Genomic DNA, 25,560 nt, shown 5'->3' with positions numbered 1-25,560 from the left:
ATGATTTAACAGGGAAAAAGGCAATCCTACGTCAAATAATGAACGCAGATAAACCTTAGGGGGTAGGTTCTCAGACTCGCAGCAGGCTTGCGCCCCAAGTGAAACCGCCGCCCATTGCTTCGAGAACGACGAGATCACCTTCGCGGATTCGGCCGTCGCGAACCGCCTGATCGAGCGCCAGCGGCACCGATGCAGCCGAAGTATTGGCATGCTGACTTACAGTCATCACGACCTTTTCGACCGGAAGACCCAGCTTCTTCGCCGTCGCGTCAAGAATACGCGCGTTTGCCTGGTGCGGGACCAACCAGTCGATATCCGAGGGTTGAATTCCAACTTCTTCAAGCACTTCCTTGAGAACCTGAGCCAGGTTCACAACGGCGTGACGGAATACTTCACGGCCTTTCATGCGCAACTTGCCAACCGTGCCGGTGGTCGAAGGACCACCGTCCACATAAAGCAGTTCGTTGTGTGCACCGTCGGCATGGAGCCGCGATGCCAGGATGCCGCGCGGAGCCTCGCTCTCGCCCTGTTCGCGCGCTTCGAAGATCGCCGCACCGGCACCGTCGCCGAACAGCACGCAAGTCGTGCGATCTTCCCAATCGAGGATGCGCGAGAAGGTTTCCGAACCGATTACGAGCGCGCGCTGGGCCATTCCCGAGCGCAACATCGAATCGGCAATGCCTACCGCGTAAAGGAAACCGGAACACACCGCGGCGACGTCGAAGGCAATGCACCCTGCGCAACCGAGGTTGTTTTGCACGATCGTGGCCGATGCCGGAAAAGTCTGGTCGGGTGTCGCGGTTGCCAGAATGATGAGGTCGATGGAGGCCGCATCGATGCCGGCCGCCTCGATCGCCTTGCGCGCTGCGTCGGTGGCAAGGCTCGAGGTCGTTTCGTCGTCGGCGGCGATGTAGCGATTGGATATGCCGGTACGCTCGACGATCCATTCGTCGCTGGTATCGACCTGCGCTGCCAGTTCCGCATTGCTTACCGCGCGGCGCGGCAGGGCCGAACCGGTGCCGATCAGAACCGAGCGCCGGGTCATGCCCGTTCTTCCTGGTTCCCGGGCATGCGCAGCGAGGCTTCACCCACGCGGGCTAGGTCGGCAGTGATCCGCTCGGTCACATTTTCCTCCAGAAGCCGCGCAGTTACGGCGACGGCATTGGCCACGCCTGCAGCATTCGCGCTGCCATGGCTTTTCACGACGATACCGTTCAGGCCAAGGAACACGGCGCCATTATGATTATTGGGGTCTAGGTGATGCTTTAGCAACTCGGTCGCCGGACGCGAGATCAGGAAGCCGATCTTCGAGCGCAGCGAACTGGAGAAGCTGCGACGCAGCAGGTCGCCGACGAATCGCGCCGTACCTTCGACCGCCTTGAGAGCGATGTTGCCGGAAAAACCGTCAGTCACGACCACGTCGACGTCGCCGCGGCAAACCTTGTCCGCCTCGGTGAAGCCGTCGAAGGACATGGCCAGGTCACCGGCCGCCGCCTTGAGCGTCGCCGCTGCATCGCGCAGCAGTTCCGTGCCCTTGATCTCTTCAGTACCGATATTGAGCAGGCGCAGGCGCGGTTGCTCGCGCCCCGTCGCCACGCGGGCATAGGCTGCGCCCATGATCGCGAACTGCACGAGATTGCGGCTATCGCACTCGGTATTGGCGCCGAGATCGAGCATCACGACGTCATTGTCGCCCAGCGTGGGCAACAATGCGGCAAGCGCGGGACGATCGATGCCGGGCATCGTGCGCAAGGTGAGCTTGGCGATCGCCATCAGTGCACCGGTATTACCGGAACTGACGGCGGCTCCCGCGTCGCCGGCCTTCACCGCAGCGATGGCACGCCCCATGGACGTGCCTTTCGCGCGGCGCAGGGCCTGGCTCGGCTTGTCTTCGCCACTGATCACACCATCGGTGTGCAGGATTTCCGATGCCCCGCGAAGGTTCGGATGATCCTCGAGCGCGGCCTTGATCCGCGTCTCGTCGCCGACGAGGAGGAAATTGAAACGGTCATGGCGACGGCGCGCGAGTGCCGCGCCCTCGATCATGACGCGCACGCCCTCATCGCCGCCCATCGCATCGATAGCGATACGCGGCAGAGTCATGGGCAATCTCCGAACTTCGTCTGAGGTCTTAGATTTCGACCGCGACGATCTCGCGGCCGTTGTAGTGACCGCAAGCGTTGCAGAGGTTGTGCGGGCGCTTCAGCTCGCCGCAGTTCGGGCACTCATGAAACGCTTCAACCTTGAGGGCATCATGGCTGCGGCGCATGCCCCGGCGGGACGGGGTCGTTTTTCTCTTAGGGACAGCCATTTTGGCACCTGTTCCTGGAAATGCGTTAATGTCAAAAAGGCCGCCGGGAACCGTCACCCGGAACCGGCGGCTTGCGAAGGCGGGCCTATAACCGATTTCTCACGAGTTGCAACCCGTTGATACCTTCCTCATGTAGCCAAAACCACATTGGGGGAGATGCCCGGGATGATTCTTCAGACGACTCTATGCCTTGCCGCCGCTGCTGCGGTCATCAATTTCTGGCTGCTGACGCGGGTTGGCAGACTGCGCATGGCAGCCAAGGTCCTGCATGGAGACGGCGGCAATGAAGCCATCGCTCGCCGAATGCGCGCGCAGCTCAACTTCGTTGAGAACACGCCTTTTGTCCTCATCCTGATCGCGGCGATCGAAATGACCGGCAAGGCCGGCCCCTGGCTGGCGATAGTCGGCGCCATATACATGGCCGCGCGGGTCGCCCACGCCTTCGGCATGGACAGGTCGGATGCGAACCTCCTGCGCGCGGGCGGGATCATTGTAACTGTCCTCACCCTTCTGGGTCTGTCGGTCGTGGCGATCCTGATCGCCCTGGGCCGCCTCTGATCCGTCAGGAGACGCGGCGTGAAAGCGCCGCGTCGCTGACGTAGGGATTGTGGCGACGCTCCTCGCCGAAGGTGCTGACAGGGCCATGCCCCGGCACGAAGGTCACATCGTCGCCAAGCGGCCACAGACGCGTGGTGATCGAAGCGATCAGATCGTCGAGATTCCCGCGCGGGAAGTCCCAGCGCCCGATTCCGCCCTGGAACAACACGTCGCCGACCATGGCGAACTTGCTGGGTGCATGATGAAAGACGACATGCCCGGGCGTGTGCCCCGGACAGTGATAGACGTCGAGCGTCAGTTCGCCGACCTGGACCCGGTCTCCGTTCTCCAGCCAGCGGTCCGGCTCGAAAGTATGTGCCTCCATGTTCCAGCGCGGACCATCGTCGCTGAGCTGAGCGATCCAGAAGCGATCCTCTTCCTGAGGCCCTTCGATCGGCACGCCCATTTCCCTGGCCAGCTCGCCGGCCATGCCGCAGTGATCCAGGTGACCGTGCGTGACCAGCACCTTTTCCAGCGTCACGCCGGTCTTTTCCAGCGCCGCCTTGAGCTTATCGAGGTCGCCGCCGGGATCGACCAGCGCCCCGCGCATGGTTCTGGTGCACCACAGTAGCGTGCAGTTCTGCTGGAGCGGGGTAACGGGAACGATTCCCACGCGCATCGGCGGTTCGGTCTGGGTCATGGGACGGGAAATGGCGGCCTAACGCCGCGATTGCAACCGTCCTGCCAACACACGGGCGATCTTGCAATGCTTCCAGCGGCGGCTAGAGGCGCCCGCCCTTCCAGACCACGCGGCCGACCACGTCGATGCTACCGGCCGGGCATTCGATCGGCCCATAGACCTTGTTGTCGCTGATAAGCCGCACTTTCCCGCCCGCGCCGCGCTCGACCCGCTTGACGAGCAAGTTGCCCTCGTGCCGCAAGACGTGAATGCCTTCACTGAGGGCCCGCACGGTGCGGTCGACCAGGATCTCGTCGCCGTCCTGCAAGGTAGGCGCCATCGAATCGCCGGCCACGGCAATGGCGCTCAGCGCCTTGGGATCGAGGCCCATGCTGCGCAACCAGCGCGGTGAAAAGCGGATCGTGCCCAGCAATTCCTCCTCCCCGGCAAAGGCTCCGCCGCCGGCCGAGGCATCGACTGCAAGCCTGGGTACGTCGACCCAGTCCTGCAGGCGTTTCGAGGAAATTTCCTTCGGCCGACCCAGCACCGATTCGTCCACGCCGAAGAACCTGGCGAGCTTGCCGCGATCGCCTTCCTCCAGCTTACGCGGGCTACCCTTGCGAACGAACTGTTGGAGATAGCTTGGATTTTTTCCCAGCATTCGCGACAGAGCGGAGAGACTGGCGCCGCGTTTCTCGGCCAGTTCCAGCAGTGCTCCGCGGGGATCGGTCATGTCCATTTTGTAATCCGTAGGTGAAGGAAATTTCCTAGACAAGTAGGATTTCGATTGGAACATACCATGAACACAGCCAACGAATCCAACACGGAAAGGATCAGGATCGATGCTTTTGCGTCAGATCGAACGCTTCCTGCGCCAGACGGACATGCCCTGGACCAAGTTCGGGCGGCTCGCAGCACAGGATCCGCGCTTCGTGGCCGACTTGCGCAATGGCCGCATTCCCCGCGCCCGCACGGCGGCGCGCGTCGAGCAATTCATGCGAAACTATCAGGAGACCGATCATGCGCTTTGACCCCACTTCCGACCGATCGATGCTCAACGCGCTGCGTGCCCGCACTTCAGGATCAGCCCGGCGCGGCCCCTGGCTCAAACTGCTTTGCGAGGTACTCGCCCTTGCCGGACCGCAAGGCGAACTGCTGCGCCATGGCGAGCGGCCATGGAGTAGCGCGACATTTTCGGGCAGCCGCCACAGTCTTGCGCTTTCGTTTACCGGCGAGCGGGCCATCGACGCCGGAGAGGCGCTGATCGCCGCCCTGCCCGACCATGAATTCGCGATCCCCGGCCATCTCGTCGCCGATGCCACGATCACCTGCGTCGATCACGATAACGGCCCCGAACCGCGCATGACGGTCGAGGCCGAATTTCTCCTGCTCGAGGAGTGCTGACCGAGGCGAGAACCTGTTTCCGGGCGCTCAGAGCGCCCGGGACAGATCCTTGATGTCCGTGTTCAGGATGCGATCGTTTTCCGAGTAGTCCACCGGGCAGTCGATCACATGAACGCCTGGGGTATCGCGGCACTGGGCCAGCAGCTCGCTCAAATGCTGCGCGCTTTCGACCCGATACCCCTTGGCCCCGTAGCTTTCGGCATACTTCACGAAATCGGGGTTGTTGTAGGTCAGGCCGAAGTCGGCGAATCCCATGTTCGCCTGCTTCCAGCGAATCATCCCGTAGGCATTGTCGTTGAGGATCAGCACGGTCAGATTAAGGCCGAGTCGAACCGCCGTTTCAAGCTCCTGGCTGTTCATCATGAACCCGCCGTCGCCGCAGATCGCCATGACCTTGCGCTCGGGATAGACCATGGCGCTCGCCATCGCGGAGGGTAGCCCTGCCCCCATCGTCGCCAGTGCATTGTCGAGCAGGACGGTGTTGGGCTTGCAGGCACAGAAGCCGCGGGCGAACCAGATCTTGTAGACGCCGTTGTCGAGGCAGATGATCGCATCGTCGGGCATCGCATCGCGAACCTGTTGCACGAGATGCGGCGGGAAGATCGGGAAACGCTCGTCAGCGGCCAGCTTCGCGGTGTGTTCCAGTTCTGCCTTGCGGAACCCAAGCATGGCATCGAAGTTCCATTTCGACGACGGCACGACCGCTTCCTTGATCTGCCACATGGCATTGGCGATGTCGCCGATCACCTCGATGTGCGGGAAATAGACCGGGTCCACTTCCGCCGTCTTGGTCGAGATATGGACAACCACGCGGTCATCGCGCGTGCCGTCGTTGTGCATGAAGAACGGCGGCTTCTCGATCACGTCGTGCCCGATGTTGAGGATGCAGTCGGCATCCTCGATGGCGCGATGGACGAAGTCACCGGCCGAAAGCGCGGCGCAGCCCAGGAACTTGGGGTGACGCTCATCGATCACGCCCTTGCCGAGCTGGGTAGTGAGGAAGGGGATGCCGGTCTTCTCGACGAATTCGCCCAGCATCTTGCTGGTCATCTTGCGATTCGCACCCGCACCGATCACCAGCAGCGGCTTCTTCGCGTTCTGCAGCGCATCGACGGCCTGGGCGATCGATTTCACGTCGGCTGTCGGACGGCGGACGATCGAGCGGCGCACGGGCCGCGAATCGGTATGCTCGTCGGCAATGTCCTCGGGCAGCTCGATGTGCGTTGCGCCCGGCTTTTCTTCCTCGGCGATGCGGAAGGCTTCGCGCACCCGGCTCGGAATGTTGTCCGAGGATGCCATCTGGTGCGCGTACTTGGTGATCGGCCCCATCATGGAGACGACGTCCAGAATCTGGAAACGGCCCTGCTTCGATTTCTTGATCGGCTTCTGGCCCGTGATCATCAGCATCGGCATGCCGCCAAGCGTCGCATAGGCCGCAGCGGTGACGAAATTGGTCGCGCCCGGTCCCAGGGTCGAGAGGCACACGCCAGTCTTGCCGGTATGCCGTCCGTAAGTCGCAGCCATGAAACCGGCGCCCTGCTCGTGACGGGTAAGGATGAGCTTGATTTTTTCCGATCGCGAGAGCGAGTCGAGAAAGTCGAGGTTCTCTTCACCGGGAACGCCGAAGATGTACTCGACGCCTTCCTCTTCAAGGCACTCGATAAAAACATCCGAAGCCTTGCGCTTGTCGCCCTCTGCCATTTTCCGCTTTCCCCGTTTCTGCTCTCTTGCCGAGCCGGTATAGACCAACCCGGCCCTGCGTCATGTGCAAATACGCAATCCAGCGCAGCAGCCTGCGCCCTGGTGAATGGGCTAGCGGCCTGTTCGTTTACATAGGGCTAAGGCAACGAAATCGGCCACAAGGCCGCCAACGCGCATCGCACGGGCACACGCAGGGCGAAGGAGGCTAAAGGGAATGTCTGGCCTTCGGGCGGCGCCGGCCTCAGCCCAGTTTCCACTCCCAGCCAAGCGGGTCGCCGTCCATCACTTCCACGCCCTTCGCAGCCAGTTCGTCGCGCAAGGCATCGGATGCGGCAAAGTCCTTTGCGGCGCGCGCTTCCTTGCGCGCCGCCAGCGCGGCCTCGATTTCCGTTTCGGAAATAGCGGCACTCTTCGGACGCAAGCGCAAGTCGGCGCGGGACGTCCCGAAGAGATCGAGGCCGAGCACCGCATCCATCGCTTCCACGACGGCACGCTTGGCCGCGGGATCGACCTTCTTGGCGGCAAGCACGTCTTCCAGCGCCGTCAGCGCGACCGGGGTGTTGAGATCATCGGACATCGCCTTCTCGAAAGTCTCGATCATCGCGGCAAGTTTGGGGTGCGAAGGCGATCCAGCCTCGACACCAGCAAGGCGCTCGGCAGCCATGATCATGCGCTTGAGGCGGGTGAGCGCGGCGCCAAGGCCGTCCCACGAGAATTCCAGTTCCGAGCGATAATGCGCCTGCAGGCACATCATGCGGTAGGCGAGCGGATGATAGCCCTTGTCGATCAACAGCTGCAGGCGAAGGAATTCGCCCGACGACTTGCTCATCTTGCCCGAGCGCTCGACCAGGAAGTTGTTGTGCATCCACACCCGCGCACCCGAGTTTGCCGGTATGTCGAGCCCGTTGGTGCAGCAGAACGCCTGATTCTGTGCGATTTCATTGGGGTGATGGATCTCGCGGTGATCGATGCCGCCGGTATGGATGTCGAAAGGAAAGCCCAGCAGCTTGCCCGACATGACTGAGCATTCCAGGTGCCAGCCGGGCGCGCCCGGGCCCCAGGGCGAATCCCACTCCATCTGGCGCTTCTCGCCGGCGGGCGTCTTGCGCCAGATCGCGAAGTCTGCGGCATTGCGCTTGCCGTCGACCGCCTCGATGCGGCCTTCGCCCTCTTCCGTCACGGCACGGGCCAGGCGGCCGTAGTCCGCCACGGTGGAAACGTCGAAGTAGAGGCCGCTGTCGATCTCGTAGCAGTGCTTGTCGGCGATCTGCGTCGCGAACTCGATCATCTGCGGCACATATTCCGTCGCCACCGACCACTGGGCGGGCTGACGTATGTTGAGCGCGGCGATGTCGGCCCAGTAGGCCTCGGTATAGTGGCGTGCGATGTCCCAGATGGACTGCGCCTTCTCGGCGGCCATCTTCTCCATCTTGTCCTCGCCGGCATCGGCGTCGTCGGTCAGGTGGCCAACGTCGGTGATGTTGATGACGTGGGTGAGCTTGTAGCCCTTGTGGCTCAGCGTACGCCCGAGGATATCGGCAAAGACATAGGCGCGCATGTTGCCGATATGCGGGTAGTTGTAGACCGTCGGCCCGCATGAATAGACCCGCGCCTCGCCTTCATGGACGGGCTGGAACGGTTCCAACTGGCGGGTCAGGCTGTTGAACAGCGTCAGTGCATGGGCATCGGTCATGGCCGAGGGGCATTAGGCGGCGATGCGTGGCAGTCAAGGTGCATGCAGGGCGCTACGGGATCGAACCAGGCCGACGGAGCGGTACACGGACATGTCAAAGGCCAAGTCGGGCGGAAAGTCAGCGGCCTGGGCAGTGCGGCCGACGATCGCGGACGGCTCAGGCGTGCGACAACATCAGCAATGCGACGCCCACCGTGATCAGCACGAAGCCGGCCCATTCGCGGGCCGTCAGCCAGCGGCCGGAAAGTTTGCGCGAGACGATGGCGACGATGGGCATTTCGATCAGCGCCAGGGTCCGCACATTGGCCGCGGCGGTGAGTGAGAAAGCAATGAACCATCCGGCGGACGCGAGCGCTCCCAGCGCTCCGCCCGTGACCGACAGGCGCCATTCGCGAAGGGATCCGAAGAAGCCGGAGGCATCGCGCAGCACGAACCACCCGGCAAGGACGGACGACTGGATTCCCAGCGACACCACCAGCATCAGGAGGCTGCGCAGCATGAAGCTGCCCTCCGGAACCCCAGCGATCGAGGCGCGAAAGCAGATGGCGGTCAATCCGAAAAGCGCGCCGCTGGCGACGCCCACCGCGAGCGGCTTCGGCTCGACCAGCTTCGCCCCGCCATCCCCCGGACGCAAGGAGGCGAGAATCACGCCAAACGTCACGATCAGAACCGCCAGCCAGCCGCCCAATGGCAACCGGTCGCCGATCAGGGCGAAGCCGAGGATAGCAACCGTTACCGGCTCGGTCTTGATGTAGGCATAGGCAACGCCGAAATCGCGCTTCTGCATGACGACGAGCATGAGCGCGGTGGCCACGATCTGGGTCACCGAGCCCACCGCCGACCATGCCAGGGCGCCGGAAGGAATAGCGGTCAGCCCTTCCCCGGTCGCGAAACAGAACAAGCCCAGAAAGAGAATCGCGACCGGAAGGCCGTAGACGAATCGCACTTGCGTTCCGCCAACCGTCCCGATCCGCGTTGCCAGCCGCGACTGCACCGCATTACGCAGCACCTGTGCCAGCGCCGCGGCAAGGGTGAAGGGCACCCACAGCAATGGCCAATCGGTCATGAAAGGCCCTCCAGCCCCATCGAACGGCAATCAGAAGCCGAGAAAGCGCACCTGTTCATCAAGCGGCACACGGTCGCGATCGAACCGGTTGACGGGCGCATCCTCGTCGCGATGGCCGATGGCCAGGCCGCAAAAGAGGATGTGCGTCTCGTCCGGAACGCCGATGTGCTCCTTGATCAGACGCGCATAGAGCGACATCCACTCCTGCGGGCAGCTGTCCAGCCCCTCTTCGCGCAGCAGCAGCATGATCGACTGGAGCCACATGCCCACATCCGACCACTGCGGCGGGCCCATGAAGCGTTCGAAGTAGCAGACCAGCAGCGCCGGTGCGCCGAAGGAGAAGATGTTCGCCCGCGTGAAGGCTTCGCGGGCTTCGGCGTCTTCGCGCTCGATACCGAGCGCGCCGTACATGCTGGCACCGACCTTATGCAGCCGGGCCAGATGGCGCGGCGACTGGTTGGGCTCGGAAAAGCTGTACTCGATCGGGTCCTGCGGCGAGGACGCCAGCATCTTTTCCTGAAGGGCCTTGAGCGGCTCACCGGTCAGCACGGTGGCTTGCCAGGGCTGGAAATTGCAGCCCGAGGGCGTCATGCGCGCCCGGTCCAGCACGCGGCGGATCACCTCGATCCCGACCGGTTCATCACGGAACGCGCGGATCGAGCGGCGGCTGGCGACAGCCTCGGATACTTTCATCATTCTTCCTCGAAAAGGCCGGCGAGCTGTTCGATCATCGTGCCGCCGAGCTGCTCGGCGTCCATGATCGTCACCGCGCGGCGATAATAGCGGGTCACGTCGTGCCCGATGCCGATGGCGACGAGCTGGACCGGCGATTTCGCCTCGATCCACTCGATCACCTTGCGCAAATGCGCCTCCAGATATCCGGCGCTGTTCACCGAAAGCGTCGAATCGTCGACCGGCGCGCCATCGGAAATGACCATGAGGATTCGGCGATCCTCGGGCCGCGCGAGCATCCGGTTGTGCGCCCAGAGCAGCGCTTCGCCGTCGATGTTCTCCTTGAGCAGCCCCTCGCGCATCATCAACCCGAGGTTCTTGCGCGCACGGCGCCACGGCTCATCGGCCTTCTTGTAGATGATGTGGCGCAGGTCGTTGAGGCGGCCCGGGCTTGCGGGCTTGCCGTTCGCCAGCCAGGCCTCGCGGCTCTGACCGCCCTTCCACGCGCGGGTCGTGAAGCCGAGGATCTCCACCTTCACGCCGCAGCGCTCCAGCGTGCGGGCCAGCACGTCGGCGCTGATCGCGGCGATGGAGATCGGCCGTCCGCGCATCGAACCGGAGTTGTCGAGCAGCAGGGTGACAACGGTATCCTTGAACTCGACGTCGCGCTCGACCTTGTAGGACAGCGACTGGCCGGGCGAGACGACCACCCGGGCCAGCCGTGCGGCATCGAGCAGGCCTTCTTCCTGGTCGAAATCCCAGGAGCGGTTCTGCTGGGCCATGAGGCGGCGCTGGAGGCGGTTGGCGAGCCGCGTGACGACGCCCTGCAAGCCCTTGAGCTGCGCATCGAGGTAAGCGCGCAGGCGCGTCAGTTCTTCCTCGTCGCACAGCTCCGAAGCGCCGATCACCTCGTCGAAGGCCTCGGTAAAGACCTTGTAGTCGAAGCTGTCGGGAATGTCGGTCCAGGGCCGGTTGGGGCGGACGGGAAGCATGCCTTCCTCGCCGTCCTGGCCTTCCTCCGCCTCCTGCATGTCGTCCGAGGCTTCGCCTTCGGATTCGCTTTCGCCCTCGTCATCGCCCTGGCTGGGCTCGGCGGCCATTTCCGAGGGTTGCTGCTCCTCGCCCGCGTCCGCGCCGTCCTCTTCCTGCTCGGTCTCATCGTCGCCGTCGAGATCGTCCGAATCCTCGGGCGGCTGCTCGATTTCCTCGGCACGGGTCAGTTCAAGGTGCTGGAGCATGTCGAGCGAGAGGTTCTGGAAGGCCTGTTGGTCGCCGATCGAATCGGCCAGCGCCTCGATGTCGCCGCCGGCCTTTTCCTCGATCCAGTCGCGGATCATGTCGACGCCCGGCCGCGCGATCTCCGGGATCGGCTGCCCGGTCAGCTTTTCGCGCAGCATCAGCGCCAGCGCCGACTGGAGCGGCACCTGGTCGCGCGATTCGGCGCGGGATATCGGATCGGAAGCGATGCGCGCTTCCAGCGATGCGTCGAGGTTGTCGCGCATCCCGGCATAGCGGTTCGAACCGAGCGCCTCGTAGCGCACCGTCTCCACCGCGTCGTAGCACGCCCGCGCCGAGGGTTCGGCCGGGGCATGGCGCTGGTGCAGCCTGTCGTCGTGGTGACGCACCTTCAGCGCGAAGCTGTCGGCATAGCCGCGCGCCTGCATCGCCGCTCCGCGCGGCAGGTTGCGCCCGGGCATGGGCACCCTGAAGGTTCCCCCCGTCGAGCTGGGCGCATCGGCCGTCCAGTTGACCTCGATCTCCTTTTCATGGGCGATGGCGCGCGATGCGCCGGCCAGAACGGATTTGAAGCGGTCGGCTGGGGTCTCGTCACTCAACGGGAAGGAACCTTAGGAAACAGGGTGGATACTCAGATAGTCTGGCCGGTCTTCGCCCAGTCGGCAAGGAAGCCTTCGATGCCCTTGTCGGTCAGTACGTGCTTGAACAGGCCCTTGATGACGGCAGGCGGCATCGTCGCCACGTCGGCACCGATCTTCGCGCACTGCAGCAGGTGGATCGGATGACGGATCGAGGCAGCGAGAATCTCGGTCTCGAAAGCGTAGTTGTCGTAGATCAGGCGGATGTCCTCGATCAGCGCGATGCCGTCGAGACCGTTATCGTCGTGGCGACCGATGAAGGGCGAGATGAAGCTCGCACCTGCCTTGGCGGCCAGCAGCGCCTGGTTGGCCGAGAAGCACAGTGTCACGTTGACCATGGTGCCGTCCGAGGTCAGCTTCTTGCAGGTCTTCAGGCCGTCGATCGTCAGCGGCACCTTGATGCACACGTTGTCGGCGATCTTGCGCAGGATTTCGGCCTCGCGCATCATGCCTTCATGGTCGAGAGCGACGACTTCGGCCGAAACCGGACCGTCGACGAGACCGCAGATTTCCTTGGTGACTTCCATGAAGTCACGGCCGGACTTGGCGATCAGCGAAGGATTGGTGGTAACGCCGTCCAGCAGGCCGGTTTCGGCAAGCTCGGCAATCTCGGCAGTGTCGGCGGTGTCGACGAAAAACTTCATGGCGTGTTCCTATCGGCAAGGCAGGGAGCCGCACGGGCGATTCTGGCCCGATACGGCGATTCTGGCGCCGCTATAGGGAAGCTCGTCCCGTGCGGCTAGGCCTACAGGAGCTTGAGCCCGGCAATCAGCACCGGATCGTGGGTCGACTCCGGATTTTCTCGGATTTGCGTTTCTGCCGCCCCGATCTCGTACCAGATCGCATTGTCCGCCTCGAGGGCAAGGGCATGGGCTGCATCGGCAATGTTCACGCCGGCCAGAGAGGAAATCGCTTCGCTGAGAAACGGATCGTCGGCAATGCGCATCACCCGGTCGAGTTCGGGAATCATAGCGTTGACCAGCGCCGGGCCCATCTGGTCGCGCAAGTAGGTCGTCGCGCCGGACTTGCCTGCGCGCAGCAGGGCTATGGCATCGGGGATCGAAATGCGACGGACCGCATCGGCCACCACCGGCGCCGCCTTGCGCGCACCGTCCTCCGCCAGGTTGTTGAGCTGGTGCTGCAGCTTTTCGCGGAACAGGTTGCTGCGCAGGATGCCCGAGAGCAGCGTCCCGGTCTTGCCGAACAGCACCGGCATGTCGATCCGCGCCACGGCGCTGTCCCAGAAGCCGTCCGGCTGGGTCAGCCGGGCGAATGCCTGGCGGGTAGATGCCTCGAGCAGCCGACGCACCACTTCGACATAGCTGGGCGGGCCGAGCGAGGCACACCCCGGCAAGGTCAGCGCAGCGCCTGCTAGGATGCCACCCAACATAGCGCGCCGCCCGGTCACGATCGACTGCAGTTCACCCCCGATTTCGTTCGATCCCCAATTCACAGTCGCATGCTCCTTCACCTTCGCGGCACCGGATGCCTATATGCCCCGGAAAATGAACCGTGTCCGACTCCTTGTCTTCAACGCCGCGCTGGGCGTCCTCGACTATCGCGTTCCCGAAGGGATGACCGTGGAGCCCGGCTCCGTGGTCGTAGGTCCGCTCGGTCCGCGGCAGGTACTCGGCATAGTCTGGGAACCGGAACGCCTGACCGCACAGGAAGTGCCCGAGGCGAAGCTGCGCCCGCTTCTGGAAGTGCTGCCGGTACCGCCCCTGCCCGCCCGGCTGCGCCGCCTGATCGAGTGGACGGCCGACTACTACTGTGCGCAGCTTTCATCCGTCGCCCGCATGGCGCTGGGCAGCAGCGCGGCGCTGCGCGGCGGCGGCACCACGACCGAATATCGCCTGACCGGGGAGGAGCCCGCTCGCCTGACACCCCAGCGTGCAGCAGCGCTCGATGCCTTGCAGGGTGAACAGGCATCGATCCGCGAGCTGGCAGAGCTGGCCAGCGTATCCGAGGGCGTCCTGCGCGGCATGGTGGGCGCAGGTCTGCTGGAACCGGTAACCGTGGATCTCGACAGGCCCTATCCCCCGGCCCGGCCCGATTTCGATCAGCCGAAACTCAGCGAAGGCCAGCGCAAGGCCGCCGACACTTTCGTGGACGCGGTGAAGGCCCGCAAGTTCGCCCCGTTCCTGCTCGACGGTGTGACCGGCTCGGGCAAGACCGAAACCTATTTCGAAGCCGTGGCCGAGGCGATCCGCGAAGGCCGGCAGATCCTCGTGCTCCTGCCCGAGATCGCCCTGACCGAGAACTTTCTGCGCCGCTTCGAGCAGCGCTTCGGGGTCTCGCCCGTGCAGTGGCACTCCTCGCTGAAGGCCAGCGAACGCCGCCGCGCCTGGCGCGCGATCGCTCTCGGCGATGCCCAGGTCGTGGTCGGCGCGCGCTCGGCGCTGTTCCTGCCTTACCCAAAGCTCGGGCTGATCGTCGTCGACGAGGCCCACGAGGTTTCCTTCAAGCAGGACGACGGCGTGCGCTACAATGCCCGCGACGTCGCCGTGATCCGCGCCAAGTTCGAGCAGATCCCGGTCATTCTGGCCAGCGCGACACCCGCGCTCGAATCGATGCAGCTTGCCGAGGCGGGGGTCTATCGCAAGATCGAGCTGCCCGACCGCTTCGGCGGTGCAACGCTGCCGCAGATCAACATTCTCGACTTGCGCAAGGAGCCGCCCGAGCGCGGCCGCTGGCTCGCGCCGCGCCTTGTCGATGAAATGAAGGAGCGGCTGGCGCGCGGCGAACAGTCGCTGCTGTTCCTCAATCGGCGCGGCTATGCCCCGCTCACCTTGTGCCGCAATTGCGGCTACCGCTTCCAGTGCCCGAACTGCACCGCCTGGCTGGTCGAGCACCGCTTCTCGCAGCGCCTCGCCTGCCATCACTGCGGGCACGAGACGCCGGTACCCGAGGCCTGTCCCGATTGCGGGACCGCCGACTGCCTCGTCGCGTGCGGGCCGGGCGTCGAGCGGATTGCCGACGAGGTCGCCGAGATCCTGCCCGAGGCCCGCACCGCGCTGGTCACTTCGGACACGATGAACAATCCCGAGGCCATCGCCGAATTCGTGGCCATGGCCGAGGGGCGCGCGATCGATGTGATCATCGGCACGCAGCTTGTCACCAAGGGCTATCACTTTCCCGAACTGACGCTGGTCGGGGTCGTCGATGCCGATCTGGGCCTAGAAGGCGGGGACTTGCGCGCGGCGGAGCGGACCTACCAGCAGGTCGCACAAGTCGCCGGGCGCGCCGGACGCGGCGAGAAGCCTGGCGAAGTGCTGATCCAGACCCGCCATCCGGAGGCCTCGGTGATCGCCGCGCTGGCCGCGGGAGACCGCGACGCCTTCTACGCTGCGGAAACCGAAGCGCGCCGCGATGCGGGCGCGCCGCCGTTCGGGCGCTGGGCCGCCATCATCGTTTCGTCGGAAGATCTTTCAGAAGCGCAGTCCGCCGCCCGTGCCATCGGCGGCACCGCGCCCGACCACCCGGACATGCTCGTCCTCGGCCCCGCACCTGCCCCGCTTTCGCTGCTGCGCGGACGCCACCGCTTCCGCCTTCTCATCAACGCGCGGCGCTCGGCCGAACTGCAGCGCTACTTGCGCGAATGGCTCGATCCGCTGGAATTCCCGCGCGGCGTGCGGGTCCACATCGACATCGACCCCTACAGCTTCGTGTGAGCTAGCCCTGGCCCTGCGCATCGTGCTCGCGCTTGAGCAGTTCGCGCTTGATCGCCTCGCCATAGGCATATCCGCCCAGTGAACCGTCGGAGCGTATCACCCGGTGGCAGGGAATGAGCACCGCCACATTGTTCGCGCCATTGGCGGAGCCCGCCGCGCGCACTGCCCCGGGCTTGCCGATGGCCGCCGCGATCTGCGCATATGTGCGCGTCTCACCCGCAGGTATGCGTTGCAGTTCCCGCCAGACCGCCTCCTGAAAGGCCGTGCCCTGCACGTCGATGGGAATGCTGCGGGAATCGCCGGGCTGCTCGACGGCCGCGACGACCTCGCGCAGCAGTGCGGCAAATTCTTCGCCGCCTTCCACCAGCATGGCGTTCGGGAACCGCGCGGCCAGATCCCCGCGCCCTTCAGCGAAGGACAGGCGGCACACGCCCTTGGCCGTGGCGGCAACCAGCATCTCGCCAAGGCTTGTGGGAACTACCGCCCAGCGGATCGTCACGCCCTTGCCCCCATCGCGCCATGCCGATGGGCTCATGCCCAGCTTTCCCTCGCTGGCTTCGTAGAATCGCGAGGACGCTCCGAAACCCGCCTCGTAGATGGCCTGCGTCACATTCGCGCCCTCGCTCATGGCATCGCCGGCCCTGCGCAGCTTCAGTGCGCGGGCGTAGGCTGCCGGCGACAAGCCGACCGCCCGCTTGAACAGACGCTGGAAATGGGTCGGGCTATATCCGGTCAGCCCTGCTAGCTCCTCCAGAGAGGGCGCCTGCTCCGCCTCCTTGATTCGGCCGACGGCTACTCTGACCGCCTCTTCATCGCGCGAGACCTCTGCGGGCCGACAGCGCAGGCAGGGGCGAAGTCCAGCCGCCTCAGCCGAGCGAGGCCCCTCGAAGAACCGCACGTTCTCCCTGTGGGGGTGTCGCGCCGAACACGACGGACGACAATAGATCCCGGTCGAGAGAACCCCGGTCACGAAGCGCCCGTCGAACTTGCGGTCGCGCTCGATCACCGCCTGCCAGGCGCGCTCCTCGTCCAATCCGGCTTCGACAAGAGTCACTGATACGCTCCATGGCGCTCGATACGCGCTGCGAAACAACCATAGGCGGCATTGTGCGCATGGATGCAAGCCACCTCGCTGTTGGCGAAGAGGCGCTCGATCCCCTCCTCCACCAATCCCGGGGCGGCAAGCAGGGCATCGACCATCAGGCCGCCCTTCGCGAATCCCCTCAGCGAAAGATGCCGTCCAGCAAAGACCGGAGGCAGGCAATCGACATAGGGTTCAGGCTCCTCTGCAAGCTCGCGAACGAATATCGCATGAGCGCTTCGATAGGGATTATCCACCGGATGGCTCACATAATTGAGCAGGAGCACGCTTTCACCCTTGTCGGCATCGCGCAGGCTGACCCGGCACGGGAAACCCCGATCCTTGTCGGCAACCAGGCGCAAGGCCCCAATCTGAGCCAATTCCTGGGCGTTCATGGTAAAATATGAGGCGAAAGTAGTTCTCGGCAGACCTTTGATTCGGTACTTCATCGCATGCAACTCCACGGCTGTTTGCCTCATAATTGCGCGCTTGCAGAACCGCCGCTTCCCGCGCCTTGCTTTTAAACCGCTTTTCGCAGCATTGACTCCGATTACCTTCGGGTGCCTTGCATCATGACAATATCGTCGCTATGCGCGCCCCGTCTGCGGGCCGGGGGGTGCGTTACTTGCGCATGTCCGTAACAGTGCCCCAGCCCACCCGATGTAAGGAAAGAACACGCGTGGAGAATTCCGGCGGCATAAAAGCCAGCTTGCAAGGGCGCTACGCTTCGGCGCTATTCGAACTTGCCAGCGAGAACGGCACCGTTACGGCGGTTGAGTCCGACCTTGAGAAAGTCGGTCACGCGATCGGCGAGAGCGCTGACTTCGCAGCACTGATTCGCAATCCGCAGGTCAGCCGTGAGGCAGCCGGCAAGGTTGTCGATGCCGTCAGCGGCGTTCTTGGCCTTTCGGACCTCACCAAGAATTTCCTGGGCGTGCTTGCGGCCAACCGCCGCCTGTCCGCCCTGCCCGAGATCATTCGCGCCTTCGCCGCGATCGCAGCCGCCCAGCGCGGCGAAGCGACCGCCGACATCACTTCCGCTCACGCGCTGACCGACGATCAGGTCGAACAGCTGCGCCAGAAGCTGGAAGTTCGCGAAGGCCGCAAGGTCAAGGTCAAGACGAGCGTCGATCCCGACCTGCTCGGCGGCCTTGTCGTCACTATCGGCTCCAAGCGCATCGACAGCTCGATCCGCACTCGTCTCAATTCGCTCGCCCAGGCCATGAAGGGCTAAGAAAGGCAGAACAATGGATATCCGCGCAGCAGAAATCTCGAAGGTCATCAAGGACCAGATCGCCAGCTTCGGCACCGAAGCCCAGGTTTCCGAAGTCGGCTCGGTTCTGTCGGTCGGTGACGGCATCGCCCGCATTCACGGCCTCGACAAGGTCCAGGCCGGCGAAATGGTCGAGTTCGCCAACGGCGTGCAGGGCATGGCGCTCAACCTCGAAGCCGACAACGTCGGCGTCGTGATCTTCGGCTCGGACGCCGAGATCAAGGAAGGCGACACCGTCAAGCGCACGAACACCATCGTCGACGTTCCCGTCGGCAAGGGCCTGCTCGGCCGCGTGGTCGACGCCCTGGGCAACCCGATCGACGGCAAGGGCCCGATCGAGGCCACCGAGCGCCGCCTCGTCGAGACCAAGGCTCCGGGCATCATCCCGCGCAAGTCGGTGCACGAGCCCGTGCAGACCGGCCTCAAGGCCATCGACGCCCTCGTTCCCGTCGGCCGCGGCCAGCGCGAGCTGATCATCGGTGACCGCCAGACCGGCAAGACCGCCGTTGCCATCGACACCTTCATCAACCAGAAGGACGCCAATGCTGGCGACGACGAGAGCAAGAAGCTCTACTGCATCTACGTCGCCGTCGGCCAGAAGCGTTCGACCGTCGCGCAGATCGTGCGTCAGCTCGAAGAAAACGGCGCGATGGAATACTCCATCGTCATCGCCGCGACCGCTTCGGAGCCCGCTCCGCTGCAGTACCTCGCGCCCTACACCGGCGCTGCTATGGGTGAATTCTTCCGCGACAACGGCATGCACGCCGTCATCGTGTACGACGACCTTTCCAAGCAGGCCGTCGCCTACCGTCAGATGTCGCTGCTGCTCCGCCGCCCGCCGGGCCGCGAAGCCTACCCCGGCGACGTTTTCTACCTGCACAGCCGTCTCCTCGAACGCGCTGCAAAGATGAACGACGACAACGGCGCCGGCTCGCTGACCGCCCTGCCGATCATCGAAACCCAGGCAGGCGACGTCTCGGCCTACATTCCGACCAACGTGATCTCGATCACCGACGGCCAGATCTTCCTTGAAACCGGCCTGTTCTACCAGGGCATCCGTCCGGCCATCAACGTCGGTCTGTCGGTCAGCCGCGTCGGCGGTTCGGCCCAGACCAAGGCGATGAAGAAGGTCGCCGGCTCGATCAAGCTCGAGCTCGCTCAGTACCGCGAAATGGCTGCCTTCGCCCAGTTCGGTTCGGACCTCGACGCTTCGACCCAGAAGCTGCTCAACCGCGGTGCGCGCCTGACCGAACTGCTCAAGCAGAAGCAGTTCTCGCCGCTGGCCTTCGAAGAGCAGACCGTGTCGATTTTCGCCGGCACCAACGGCTACCTCGACGCCCTCCCGGTCTCCAAGGTCACCGAGTACGAAGCCGAAATGCTCAGCTTCATGCACGAGAAGCACGCCGACGTTCTCGAGCTGATCCGCTCGACCAAGGACTTCGGCGACGAAGCGAAGGCGAAGACCAAGGCTGCGCTCGACGCGTTCGCCAAGCAGTTCGCCTGAGATTGACCTGACCTTCCGTTCCGGTTCGCCAATCCGGCAACCGGGGCGGAAAAAGGAGAGAAACGAGTGGCTTCGCTCAAGGAACTCAAAGGCCGCATCAACTCGGTCAAATCGACCCAGAAGATCACCAAGGCCAAGCAGATGGTCGCCGCGGCCAAGCTGCGCAAGGCGCAGGCGGCGGCCGAGTCCGCACGTCCCTACGCTTCGCGCCTCGCCGAGGTGATGGGCTCGCTCGCCGGCAAGATCACGGTCAGCGACAACAGCCCCAAGCTGCTCGCCGGTACCGGCAGCGACCAGGTCCACCTGCTCGTCGTCGCGAACTCCGACAAGGGCCTGTGCGGCGCGTTCAACGCGAACATCGTCAAGGCGGCCCGCGTCAAGGCGCAGGAACTGGAAGCGCAGGGCAAGACCGTGCTGTTCTACCTCGTCGGCCGCAAGGGTCGCGCGGTAATCAAGCGCGAGTACCCCAAGCAGATCGCCAAGATGTTCGACACCACCGACGTGCGCGATCCGGGCTTCAACGAGGCCGAAAAGGTCGCGAACGAACTCGTCGCGATGTACGAGGACGGTCAGTTCGACATTGCGCACCTGTTCTATTCGAAGTTCCGCTCGGCGCTCGTCCAGGAGCCGACCAGCCAGCAGATCATTCCTGTCCCTGCCCCCAAGGCGGCGGTGGCCGAGAGCGATGCCGTGGTCGAGTACGAGCCTGACGAGGAAGACATCCTCGCTGCCCTGCTGCCGCGCTATCTGCGCACGCAGATCTTCGGCGCGCTGCTTGAGAACGCCGCTTCCGAACAGGGTGCGTCCATGACCGCCATGGACAACGCGACCCGCAACGCTGGCGACTTGATCAACAAGCTTACCATCCAGTACAACCGCAGCCGCCAGGCCGCGATTACCACCGAACTCGTCGAAATCATCGCGGGCGCGGAAGCGCTCTAAGACATCGCAGGCAAGGAAACCAAAATGGCCACCGCACCCGTGCTCAACCAGACCACTACCGGCAAGATCAGCCAGGTCATCGGCGCTGTCGTCGACGTGACCTTCGAAGGCGAGCTGCCCGCTATTCTCTCCGCGCTCGAGACCGACAACAACGGTCGCAAGCTCGTGCTCGAAGTTGCCCAGCATCTCGGCGAGAACACTGTCCGCACCATCGCCATGGACGGCACCGACGGCCTCACCCGCGGCCAGGACGTCGTCAGCACCGGCGCCCAGATCTCGGTCCCCGTGGGTCCCAAGACCCTCGGCCGCATCATGAACGTCGTCGGCGAGCCGATCGACGAGCGCGGCCCGATCGGCGCCGAGCAGACCGCTCCGATCCACGCCAAGGCTCCGGAATTCGTCGACCAGTCGACCGAAGCCGCGATCCTCGTCACCGGCATCAAGGTGATCGACCTTCTCGCCCCTTACGCAAAGGGCGGCAAGATCGGCCTGTTCGGCGGCGCCGGCGTGGGCAAGACGGTTCTCATCCAGGAACTGATCAACAACATCGCCAAGGGCCACGGCGGCGTCTCGGTCTTCGCGGGCGTCGGTGAACGTACCCGTGAAGGTAACGACCTCTACCACGAGTTCCTCGACGCCGGCGTTATCGCCAAGGACGCCGAAGGCAACGCCACTTCGGACGGTTCGAAGGTGGCCCTCGTGTTCGGTCAGATGAACGAGCCCCCGGGTGCCCGCGCGCGCGTCGCTCTCTCGGGCCTGACCATGGCCGAGTACTTCCGCGACCAGGAAGGCCAGGACGTTCTGTTCTTCGTCGACAACATCTTCCGCTTCACCCAGGCGGGTTCGGAAGTGTCGGCCCTGCTCGGCCGTATTCCTTCGGCCGTGGGCTATCAGCCGACCCTGGCGACCGACATGGGCGCCCTGCAGGAACGCATCACCTCGACCACCAAGGGTTCGATCACCTCGGTCCAGGCCATCTACGTTCCCGCGGACGACCTTACCGACCCGGCACCGGCCACCTCGTTCGCGCACCTTGACGCAACGACCACGCTGAACCGCGCCATTTCGGAGCTGGGCATCTACCCGGCAGTCGACCCGCTCGACTCGACCTCGCGCGTGCTTGAGCCCCGCGTTGTCGGCCAGGAGCACTACGAGACTGCCCGCAAGGTTCAGGAAACCCTGCAGAAGTACAAGTCGCTCCAGGACATCATCGCCATTCTCGGCATGGACGAGCTCTCGGAAGAGGACAAGCTGACCGTCGCCCGCGCGCGCAAGATCCAGCGCTTCCTTTCGCAGCCGTTCCACGTGGCCGAAGTCTTCACCGGCATCCCGGGCAAGTTCGTCCAGCTGGAAGACACCATCAAGTCGTTCAAGGCCGTCGTCGACGGTGAGTACGACCACCTGCCGGAATCGGCCTTCTACATGGTCGGCGGCATCGAAGAGGCCGTTGCCAAGGCCAAGAAGCTGGCTGAGGACGCGTAAGTCTCATGGCTCTGCACTTCGAACTCGTTACGCCGGCGAAGCTCGTCCGCTCGGAGGACGTCCACATGGTGGTCGTCCCCGGCACGGAAGGCGAGTTCGGCGTGCTGGCGGGCCATGCGCCCTTCATGTCGACGGTCGCCGACGGCGCCCTCAAGGTCTACCGGACCGAGAACGGTGCTCCGGAAGAGATCATCATTACCGGCGGCTTCGCTGAAGTCGGCGATGCGGGCCTGACGGTTCTCGCCGAACACGTCGAAGGCTGATCTCTGCAGCCAGAAACGCCAAAAAGGGGCGTCGCCGACAATCGGCGGCGCCCCTTTTTCGTTGTGAGTTGCGGGCTGGCGCCCCGCCCGTCAGCGCTTGCGGGCGGTCGGCGCGTGAAAGTCCGGGTGCTTGCGCGCTACCCACAAGACGAACCTCGCTATCGCGGGAGACGATCGAAGCGCCTCACCATCGTGCCCATGGCGGGCGAGTTCGACATTGCTGAATGTTGCGTGGATAGTGCGGTGGCAGATCGGATGAACCGGCACGGTCTCCCTACCGCCGCGGCTCCTGGGTACGGGATGGTGCCATTCCACGCGCCGTCCCAGAGGGCGAGCACACAGCCAGCACTGAAGCGGATCCGAAGCCATCGAGGTCAGTCTAACGCTCTACCTCCCTTCGTGCCAAGGGCAGGATCGGGCCTGACCGCAGTTACGCGCGGGCGCGCAATCGATTTTCCCACCATTAGGAAGTTATCAAAGTTTCAACCTTAATCTTCGAACCCATCGCAAGGGATTAGGCCCGCAACAATGATGCGGGCGCTGGCAGGGTTGGAAGTTTCATGAGCGCATTCGGGCGGCGGAACGGTATTGGTGGCATGGGCCAGGGAGCCCGTCCTGCCTTCGGCGTGGCCAAGCCCATCAAGGGCGGTTCGGCAGCGGAAAAGGCCCCTCCTCCGGCACACGGCGGTGCGCCCGTGCCGGGCGGCGACCAGTTTCCGCCACTGCCGGGCGCAGGCCCCTCGGTCCCGCCGATGCGCGAAGATGCAATGTCGCGGCTCGCCGACCGCGCCAATGCCGTCCACGAACAGGTCGAGCAGAACGGCTTCGAAGCCTCGATCCACAAGATCAAGGAACAGGTCCTTCCGCGCCTGCTCGAGCGCGTCGATCCCGAGGCGGCAGCGACGCTGACCAAGGACGAGCTGTCGGAAGAATTCCGCCCGATCATCATCGAAGTGCTCGCCGAACTGAAGATCACCTTCAACCGCCGCGAGCAGTTCGCGCTGGAAAAGGTTCTGATCGACGAGCTGCTCGGCTTTGGTCCGCTCGAAGAACTGCTGAACGACCCCGACGTCTCGGACATCATGGTCAACGGTCCGAACCAGACCTACATCGAAAAGAATGGCAAGCTGCAGCTCGCGCAGACCAAGTTCCGCGACGAGCAGCACTTGTTCCAGATCGCCCAGCGCATCGTCAACCAGGTCGGCCGCCGCGTCGACCAGACCACCCCGCTGGCCGACGCCCGCCTCAAGGACGGCAGCCGCGTCAACGTTATCGTGCCACCGCTCTCGCTGCGCGGCACCGCCATCTCGATCCGCAAGTTCTCCGAGAAGCCCATCACCATCGACATGCTCAAGGACTTCGGTTCGATGAGCGAGAAGATGGCGACCGCCCTCAAGATCGCCGGCGCCTGCCGGATGAACGTGGTCATCTCGGGCGGCACCGGCTCGGGCAAGACGACGATGCTGAACGCGCTGTCAAAGATGATCGATCCGGGCGAGCGCGTTCTGACCATCGAGGACGCAGCCGAACTTCGCCTGCAGCAGCCTCACTGGCTGCCGCTCGAAACCCGCCCGCCGAACCTGGAAGGCCAGGGCGCGATCACTATCGGCGATCTGGTCAAGAACGCCCTGCGTATGCGACCTGACCGCATCATCCTGGGCGAAATTCGCGGCGCCGAGTGCTTCGACCTGCTCGCCGCCATGAATACCGGCCACGACGGCTCGATGTGTACGCTCCACGCGAACTCTCCGCGCGAATGCCTTGGCCGTATGGAAAACATGATCCTGATGGGCGACATCAAGATCCCGAAGGAAGCCATCAGCCGCCAGATCGCCGAATCGGTGGACCTGATCGTTCAGGTGAAGCGCCTGCGCGACGGTTCGCGCCGCACCACCAACATCACCGAGGTGATCGGTATGGAAGGCGACGTCATCGTCACCCAGGAACTCTTCAAGTTCGAGTATCTGGACGAAACCGAGGACGGCAAGATCCTGGGCGAGTTCCGCGCATCCGGCCTGCGCCCCTATACGCTGGAAAAGGCGCGCCAGTTCGGCTTCGACCAGGCCTATCTGGAAGCCTGTCTCTGACAAGCCGAACGCAAGTTGGACGTATCGATGCGGCCTCGCTCTAACGCAGAGTGGGGCCGTTTCGCATGAGCCTAGTTCCCGCCGAGCCAGGCCCTGCCCGAAATTCCTAGAAGCAGTATGGCGGCCAGCAACGACCAGAAGAAGATCGTGGTCCACGGCATGAAGCCCACACGGTCGAGATTGCGCCGCTTCATCCGTCGCCGGTCGCCGATCCATGCGACAGCGGCGATGAATGCGGCAACTGCGCCCGCAGTTGCAAGGAAACGCAACGAATCATTCATGGACTGCCCTTGCCTTGATGCGGCTGCCAGTTAAAGCGATGATCCGTGCACCACGCTGAACATCCCCTATTGGCCATCGGGCTGCGCGTTGGCGCCATGGTCATGCTTTCGACGATGTTCATGCTTGTGAAGTACGCTGGCCAACACGGCGTCTCCATGCCCGAACTGATTTTCTGGCGCCAGGCCATGAGCGTACCCATCCTGTTCGCCTGGCTGCTTGCAACCGACCGCATCGGCCTGCTCGCGACCCGGCGCATCAAGGCTCATGCGGGCCGCGCCGTTGTCGGCACCGTAGGCCTGGTCTGCAATGTCGGCGCCGCAGTGCTCCTGCCGCTGCCGATCGCGACCACGCTGGGCTTCACCGCCCCCCTGTTCGCAGTGCTGATCACCGCCCTCGTCCTGCACCAGACTGTGGGCAAGTGGCGCTGGACTGCGGTGGCTCTGGGATTTGCAGGGGTGCTCATCATCGCCCAGCCCGGCCAGAGCGACATACCCCTGCTCGGCCTGCTTTTCGGGATCGGGGCGGGCATCATCGTCGCCACCGTCAGCTTCCAGATCCGCGATCTGGCGCGTACCGATGCACCGATTGCCTGCGTCTTCTGGTTCTCATTGTTCGGCGCACTGTTCACCGCCATTCTCTTGCCCTTCTACGCGCGGCCGCATGAACCGGGCATCTGGCTGCTGCTCATCGCCATCGGAGCCAGCGGCACGCTGGCGCAGTTCCTGATCGCGGCATCGCTGCGCGTCGGGCAGGTCGCGACTGTCGTGGTGATGGACTACACCTCGCTCATCTGGTCCACGGCGTGGGGCTGGCTGGTCTTCTCGGACCTGCCGCCGGCCATGACCTGGCTCGGCGCCCCCATCATCATCACCGCAGGGATCATCATCACGTGGCGCGAGCACTTCCTTGCGCGCAACATCTCTCCCACTTCGGCTCTCGACGAAGGGTCCATCGAAGAAGCATCGCCAAGGTCCCGGGGAACATGAACGCTCGCCGGGAGTTCCCTTCATCAACCCGGGCCCGGGATCGCTTGAATGC

27 protein-coding genes are annotated in these 25,560 nt (G+C 64.1%); 11 read left to right on the top strand and 16 right to left on the bottom strand.

The genetic code is table 11. The features are described from left to right. Positions 1 to 70: 70 nt before the first annotated feature. From JI59_RS02685 to rpmF, 3 genes are read right to left on the bottom strand one after another with little or no spacing between them, the layout of a single operon-like run. Positions 71 to 1,045 (bottom strand): beta-ketoacyl-ACP synthase III, encoded by a 975-nt coding sequence (locus JI59_RS02685; protein ID WP_007015065.1) that lies wholly within the window; start codon positions 1,043 to 1,045, stop codon positions 71 to 73. After that, on the bottom strand, positions 1,042 to 2,103 hold the full coding sequence (gene plsX, locus JI59_RS02680; protein ID WP_007015064.1) for a phosphate acyltransferase PlsX: 1,062 nt from the start codon (positions 2,101 to 2,103) through the stop codon (positions 1,042 to 1,044). Before plsX ends, JI59_RS02685 begins: the two co-directional genes overlap by 4 nt. 28 nt (positions 2,104 to 2,131) lie before the next feature. Beyond that, on the bottom strand, positions 2,132 to 2,311 hold the full coding sequence (rpmF, locus tag JI59_RS02675; protein ID WP_013833797.1) for a 50S ribosomal protein L32: 180 nt from the start codon (positions 2,309 to 2,311) through the stop codon (positions 2,132 to 2,134). A 165-nt stretch (positions 2,312 to 2,476) separates the two neighbouring features. Between rpmF and JI59_RS02670 the strand changes: the two genes are divergently transcribed. Beyond that, complete coding sequence (locus JI59_RS02670; RefSeq protein ID WP_007015063.1) at positions 2,477 to 2,869, top strand: MAPEG family protein; 393 nt, start codon at positions 2,477 to 2,479, stop codon at positions 2,867 to 2,869. Between the two features lie 4 nt (positions 2,870 to 2,873). On the opposite strand, the gene JI59_RS02665 is transcribed toward JI59_RS02670, so the two are convergent. Then, positions 2,874 to 3,548, bottom strand: a complete 675-nt coding sequence (locus tag JI59_RS02665; protein ID WP_007015062.1) for an MBL fold metallo-hydrolase — start codon at positions 3,546 to 3,548, stop codon at positions 2,874 to 2,876. Positions 3,549 to 3,630: 82 nt separating this feature from the next. Then, positions 3,631 to 4,266, bottom strand: coding sequence for a S24 family peptidase (locus tag JI59_RS02660; RefSeq protein WP_007015061.1), 636 nt, complete (start codon positions 4,264 to 4,266; stop codon positions 3,631 to 3,633). 103 nt (positions 4,267 to 4,369) lie between these two features. Between JI59_RS02660 and JI59_RS02655 the strand changes: the two genes are divergently transcribed. Next, a complete protein-coding gene (locus tag JI59_RS02655) occupies positions 4,370 to 4,558 on the top strand; it encodes a hypothetical protein (protein WP_007015059.1) in 189 nt (62 codons plus the stop codon). Next, a complete protein-coding gene (locus JI59_RS02650) occupies positions 4,548 to 4,931 on the top strand; it encodes a hypothetical protein (protein WP_238532628.1) in 384 nt (127 codons plus the stop codon). The genes JI59_RS02655 and JI59_RS02650 overlap by 11 nt, the downstream gene beginning before the upstream one ends. A gap of 27 nt (positions 4,932 to 4,958) precedes the next feature. On the opposite strand, the gene JI59_RS02645 is transcribed toward JI59_RS02650, so the two are convergent. The 7 genes from JI59_RS02645 to JI59_RS02615 all read right to left on the bottom strand — a co-directional run bounded on the left by JI59_RS02645 (position 4,959) and on the right by JI59_RS02615 (position 13,390). Further along, on the bottom strand, positions 4,959 to 6,632 hold the full coding sequence (locus JI59_RS02645; RefSeq protein ID WP_038576840.1) for an acetolactate synthase large subunit: 1,674 nt from the start codon (positions 6,630 to 6,632) through the stop codon (positions 4,959 to 4,961). A gap of 241 nt (positions 6,633 to 6,873) precedes the next feature. Next, positions 6,874 to 8,325 carry a cysteine--tRNA ligase gene (gene cysS, locus JI59_RS02640; RefSeq protein ID WP_007015057.1) on the bottom strand — a complete coding sequence of 484 codons (1,452 nt, stop codon included), beginning with the start codon at positions 8,323 to 8,325 and terminating at the stop codon, positions 6,874 to 6,876. A 157-nt stretch (positions 8,326 to 8,482) separates the two neighbouring features. After that, a complete protein-coding gene (locus tag JI59_RS02635; RefSeq protein ID WP_007015056.1) occupies positions 8,483 to 9,391 on the bottom strand; it encodes a DMT family transporter in 909 nt (302 codons plus the stop codon). Positions 9,392 to 9,421: 30 nt separating this feature from the next. Next, positions 9,422 to 10,084 carry a nitroreductase gene (locus JI59_RS02630; protein ID WP_038575413.1) on the bottom strand — a complete coding sequence of 221 codons (663 nt, stop codon included), beginning with the start codon at positions 10,082 to 10,084 and terminating at the stop codon, positions 9,422 to 9,424. Then, positions 10,084 to 11,898 carry a cobaltochelatase subunit CobT gene (cobT, locus tag JI59_RS02625; RefSeq protein WP_007015054.1) on the bottom strand — a complete coding sequence of 605 codons (1,815 nt, stop codon included), beginning with the start codon at positions 11,896 to 11,898 and terminating at the stop codon, positions 10,084 to 10,086. Before cobT ends, JI59_RS02630 begins: the two co-directional genes overlap by 1 nt. Positions 11,899 to 11,930: 32 nt before the next feature. Further along, positions 11,931 to 12,581: a fructose-6-phosphate aldolase gene (fsa, locus tag JI59_RS02620; protein ID WP_007015053.1), complete on the bottom strand. Its 651-nt coding sequence runs from the start codon at positions 12,579 to 12,581 to the stop codon at positions 11,931 to 11,933. Between the two features lie 101 nt (positions 12,582 to 12,682). Beyond that, on the bottom strand, positions 12,683 to 13,390 hold the full coding sequence (locus tag JI59_RS02615) for a DUF4197 domain-containing protein (RefSeq protein WP_238532627.1): 708 nt from the start codon (positions 13,388 to 13,390) through the stop codon (positions 12,683 to 12,685). Between the two features lie 52 nt (positions 13,391 to 13,442). Between JI59_RS02615 and JI59_RS02610 the strand changes: the two genes are divergently transcribed. Beyond that, a complete protein-coding gene (locus JI59_RS02610; protein ID WP_007015051.1) occupies positions 13,443 to 15,608 on the top strand; it encodes a primosomal protein N' in 2,166 nt (721 codons plus the stop codon). Between the two features lies 1 nt (position 15,609). Here the strand turns inward: JI59_RS02610 and ada are convergent, their stop codons facing one another. Then, positions 15,610 to 16,662 (bottom strand): bifunctional DNA-binding transcriptional regulator/O6-methylguanine-DNA methyltransferase Ada, encoded by a 1,053-nt coding sequence (gene ada, locus JI59_RS02605; protein ID WP_007015050.1) that lies wholly within the window; start codon positions 16,660 to 16,662, stop codon positions 15,610 to 15,612. Further along, positions 16,659 to 17,084: a DUF1203 domain-containing protein gene (locus JI59_RS02600; RefSeq protein WP_007015049.1), complete on the bottom strand. Its 426-nt coding sequence runs from the start codon at positions 17,082 to 17,084 to the stop codon at positions 16,659 to 16,661. The genes ada and JI59_RS02600 overlap by 4 nt, the downstream gene beginning before the upstream one ends. Positions 17,085 to 17,368: 284 nt before the next feature. On the opposite strand from JI59_RS02600, the gene JI59_RS02595 reads away from it, so the two are divergent. The 5 genes from JI59_RS02595 to JI59_RS02575 all read left to right on the top strand — a co-directional run bounded on the left by JI59_RS02595 (position 17,369) and on the right by JI59_RS02575 (position 22,153). Then, a complete protein-coding gene (locus JI59_RS02595) occupies positions 17,369 to 17,923 on the top strand; it encodes a F0F1 ATP synthase subunit delta (RefSeq protein ID WP_007015048.1) in 555 nt (184 codons plus the stop codon). Between the two features lie 13 nt (positions 17,924 to 17,936). Further along, positions 17,937 to 19,466: a F0F1 ATP synthase subunit alpha gene (gene atpA / locus JI59_RS02590; protein WP_007015047.1), complete on the top strand. Its 1,530-nt coding sequence runs from the start codon at positions 17,937 to 17,939 to the stop codon at positions 19,464 to 19,466. A gap of 66 nt (positions 19,467 to 19,532) precedes the next feature. Beyond that, entirely contained in the window at positions 19,533 to 20,408 is an 876-nt protein-coding gene (locus JI59_RS02585) for a F0F1 ATP synthase subunit gamma (RefSeq protein WP_007015046.1), read from the top strand. Between the two features lie 24 nt (positions 20,409 to 20,432). Next, the gene (gene atpD, locus JI59_RS02580) at positions 20,433 to 21,890 is read left to right on the top strand and encodes a F0F1 ATP synthase subunit beta (protein WP_007015045.1); all 1,458 of its coding nucleotides are present in this window, start codon (positions 20,433 to 20,435) and stop codon (positions 21,888 to 21,890) included. 5 nt (positions 21,891 to 21,895) lie between these two features. Then, positions 21,896 to 22,153 carry an ATP synthase F1 subunit epsilon gene (locus JI59_RS02575; RefSeq protein WP_007015044.1) on the top strand — a complete coding sequence of 86 codons (258 nt, stop codon included), beginning with the start codon at positions 21,896 to 21,898 and terminating at the stop codon, positions 22,151 to 22,153. Between the two features lie 90 nt (positions 22,154 to 22,243). On the opposite strand, the gene JI59_RS27520 is transcribed toward JI59_RS02575, so the two are convergent. Next, positions 22,244 to 22,522 carry an HNH endonuclease gene (locus JI59_RS27520; RefSeq protein WP_081474069.1) on the bottom strand — a complete coding sequence of 93 codons (279 nt, stop codon included), beginning with the start codon at positions 22,520 to 22,522 and terminating at the stop codon, positions 22,244 to 22,246. A gap of 191 nt (positions 22,523 to 22,713) precedes the next feature. Between JI59_RS27520 and JI59_RS02570 the strand changes: the two genes are divergently transcribed. Further along, a complete protein-coding gene (locus JI59_RS02570; RefSeq protein ID WP_085997518.1) occupies positions 22,714 to 24,240 on the top strand; it encodes a TadA family conjugal transfer-associated ATPase in 1,527 nt (508 codons plus the stop codon). Positions 24,241 to 24,311: 71 nt separating this feature from the next. On the opposite strand, the gene JI59_RS02565 is transcribed toward JI59_RS02570, so the two are convergent. Next, the gene (locus tag JI59_RS02565; protein WP_007015041.1) at positions 24,312 to 24,521 is read right to left on the bottom strand and encodes a hypothetical protein; all 210 of its coding nucleotides are present in this window, start codon (positions 24,519 to 24,521) and stop codon (positions 24,312 to 24,314) included. A gap of 45 nt (positions 24,522 to 24,566) precedes the next feature. On the opposite strand from JI59_RS02565, the gene JI59_RS02560 reads away from it, so the two are divergent. Further along, complete coding sequence (locus JI59_RS02560) at positions 24,567 to 25,508, top strand: DMT family transporter (protein WP_038575409.1); 942 nt, start codon at positions 24,567 to 24,569, stop codon at positions 25,506 to 25,508. The last annotated feature ends 52 nt before the right edge of the window (positions 25,509 to 25,560 follow it).

Source organism: Novosphingobium pentaromativorans US6-1 (assembly GCF_000767465.1).
Classification (GTDB): Bacteria; Pseudomonadota; Alphaproteobacteria; order Sphingomonadales; family Sphingomonadaceae; genus Novosphingobium; species Novosphingobium pentaromativorans.
The sequence above is the reverse complement of the archived record's forward strand: the minus strand, read 5'-3'. Positions and strand labels throughout refer to the sequence as shown.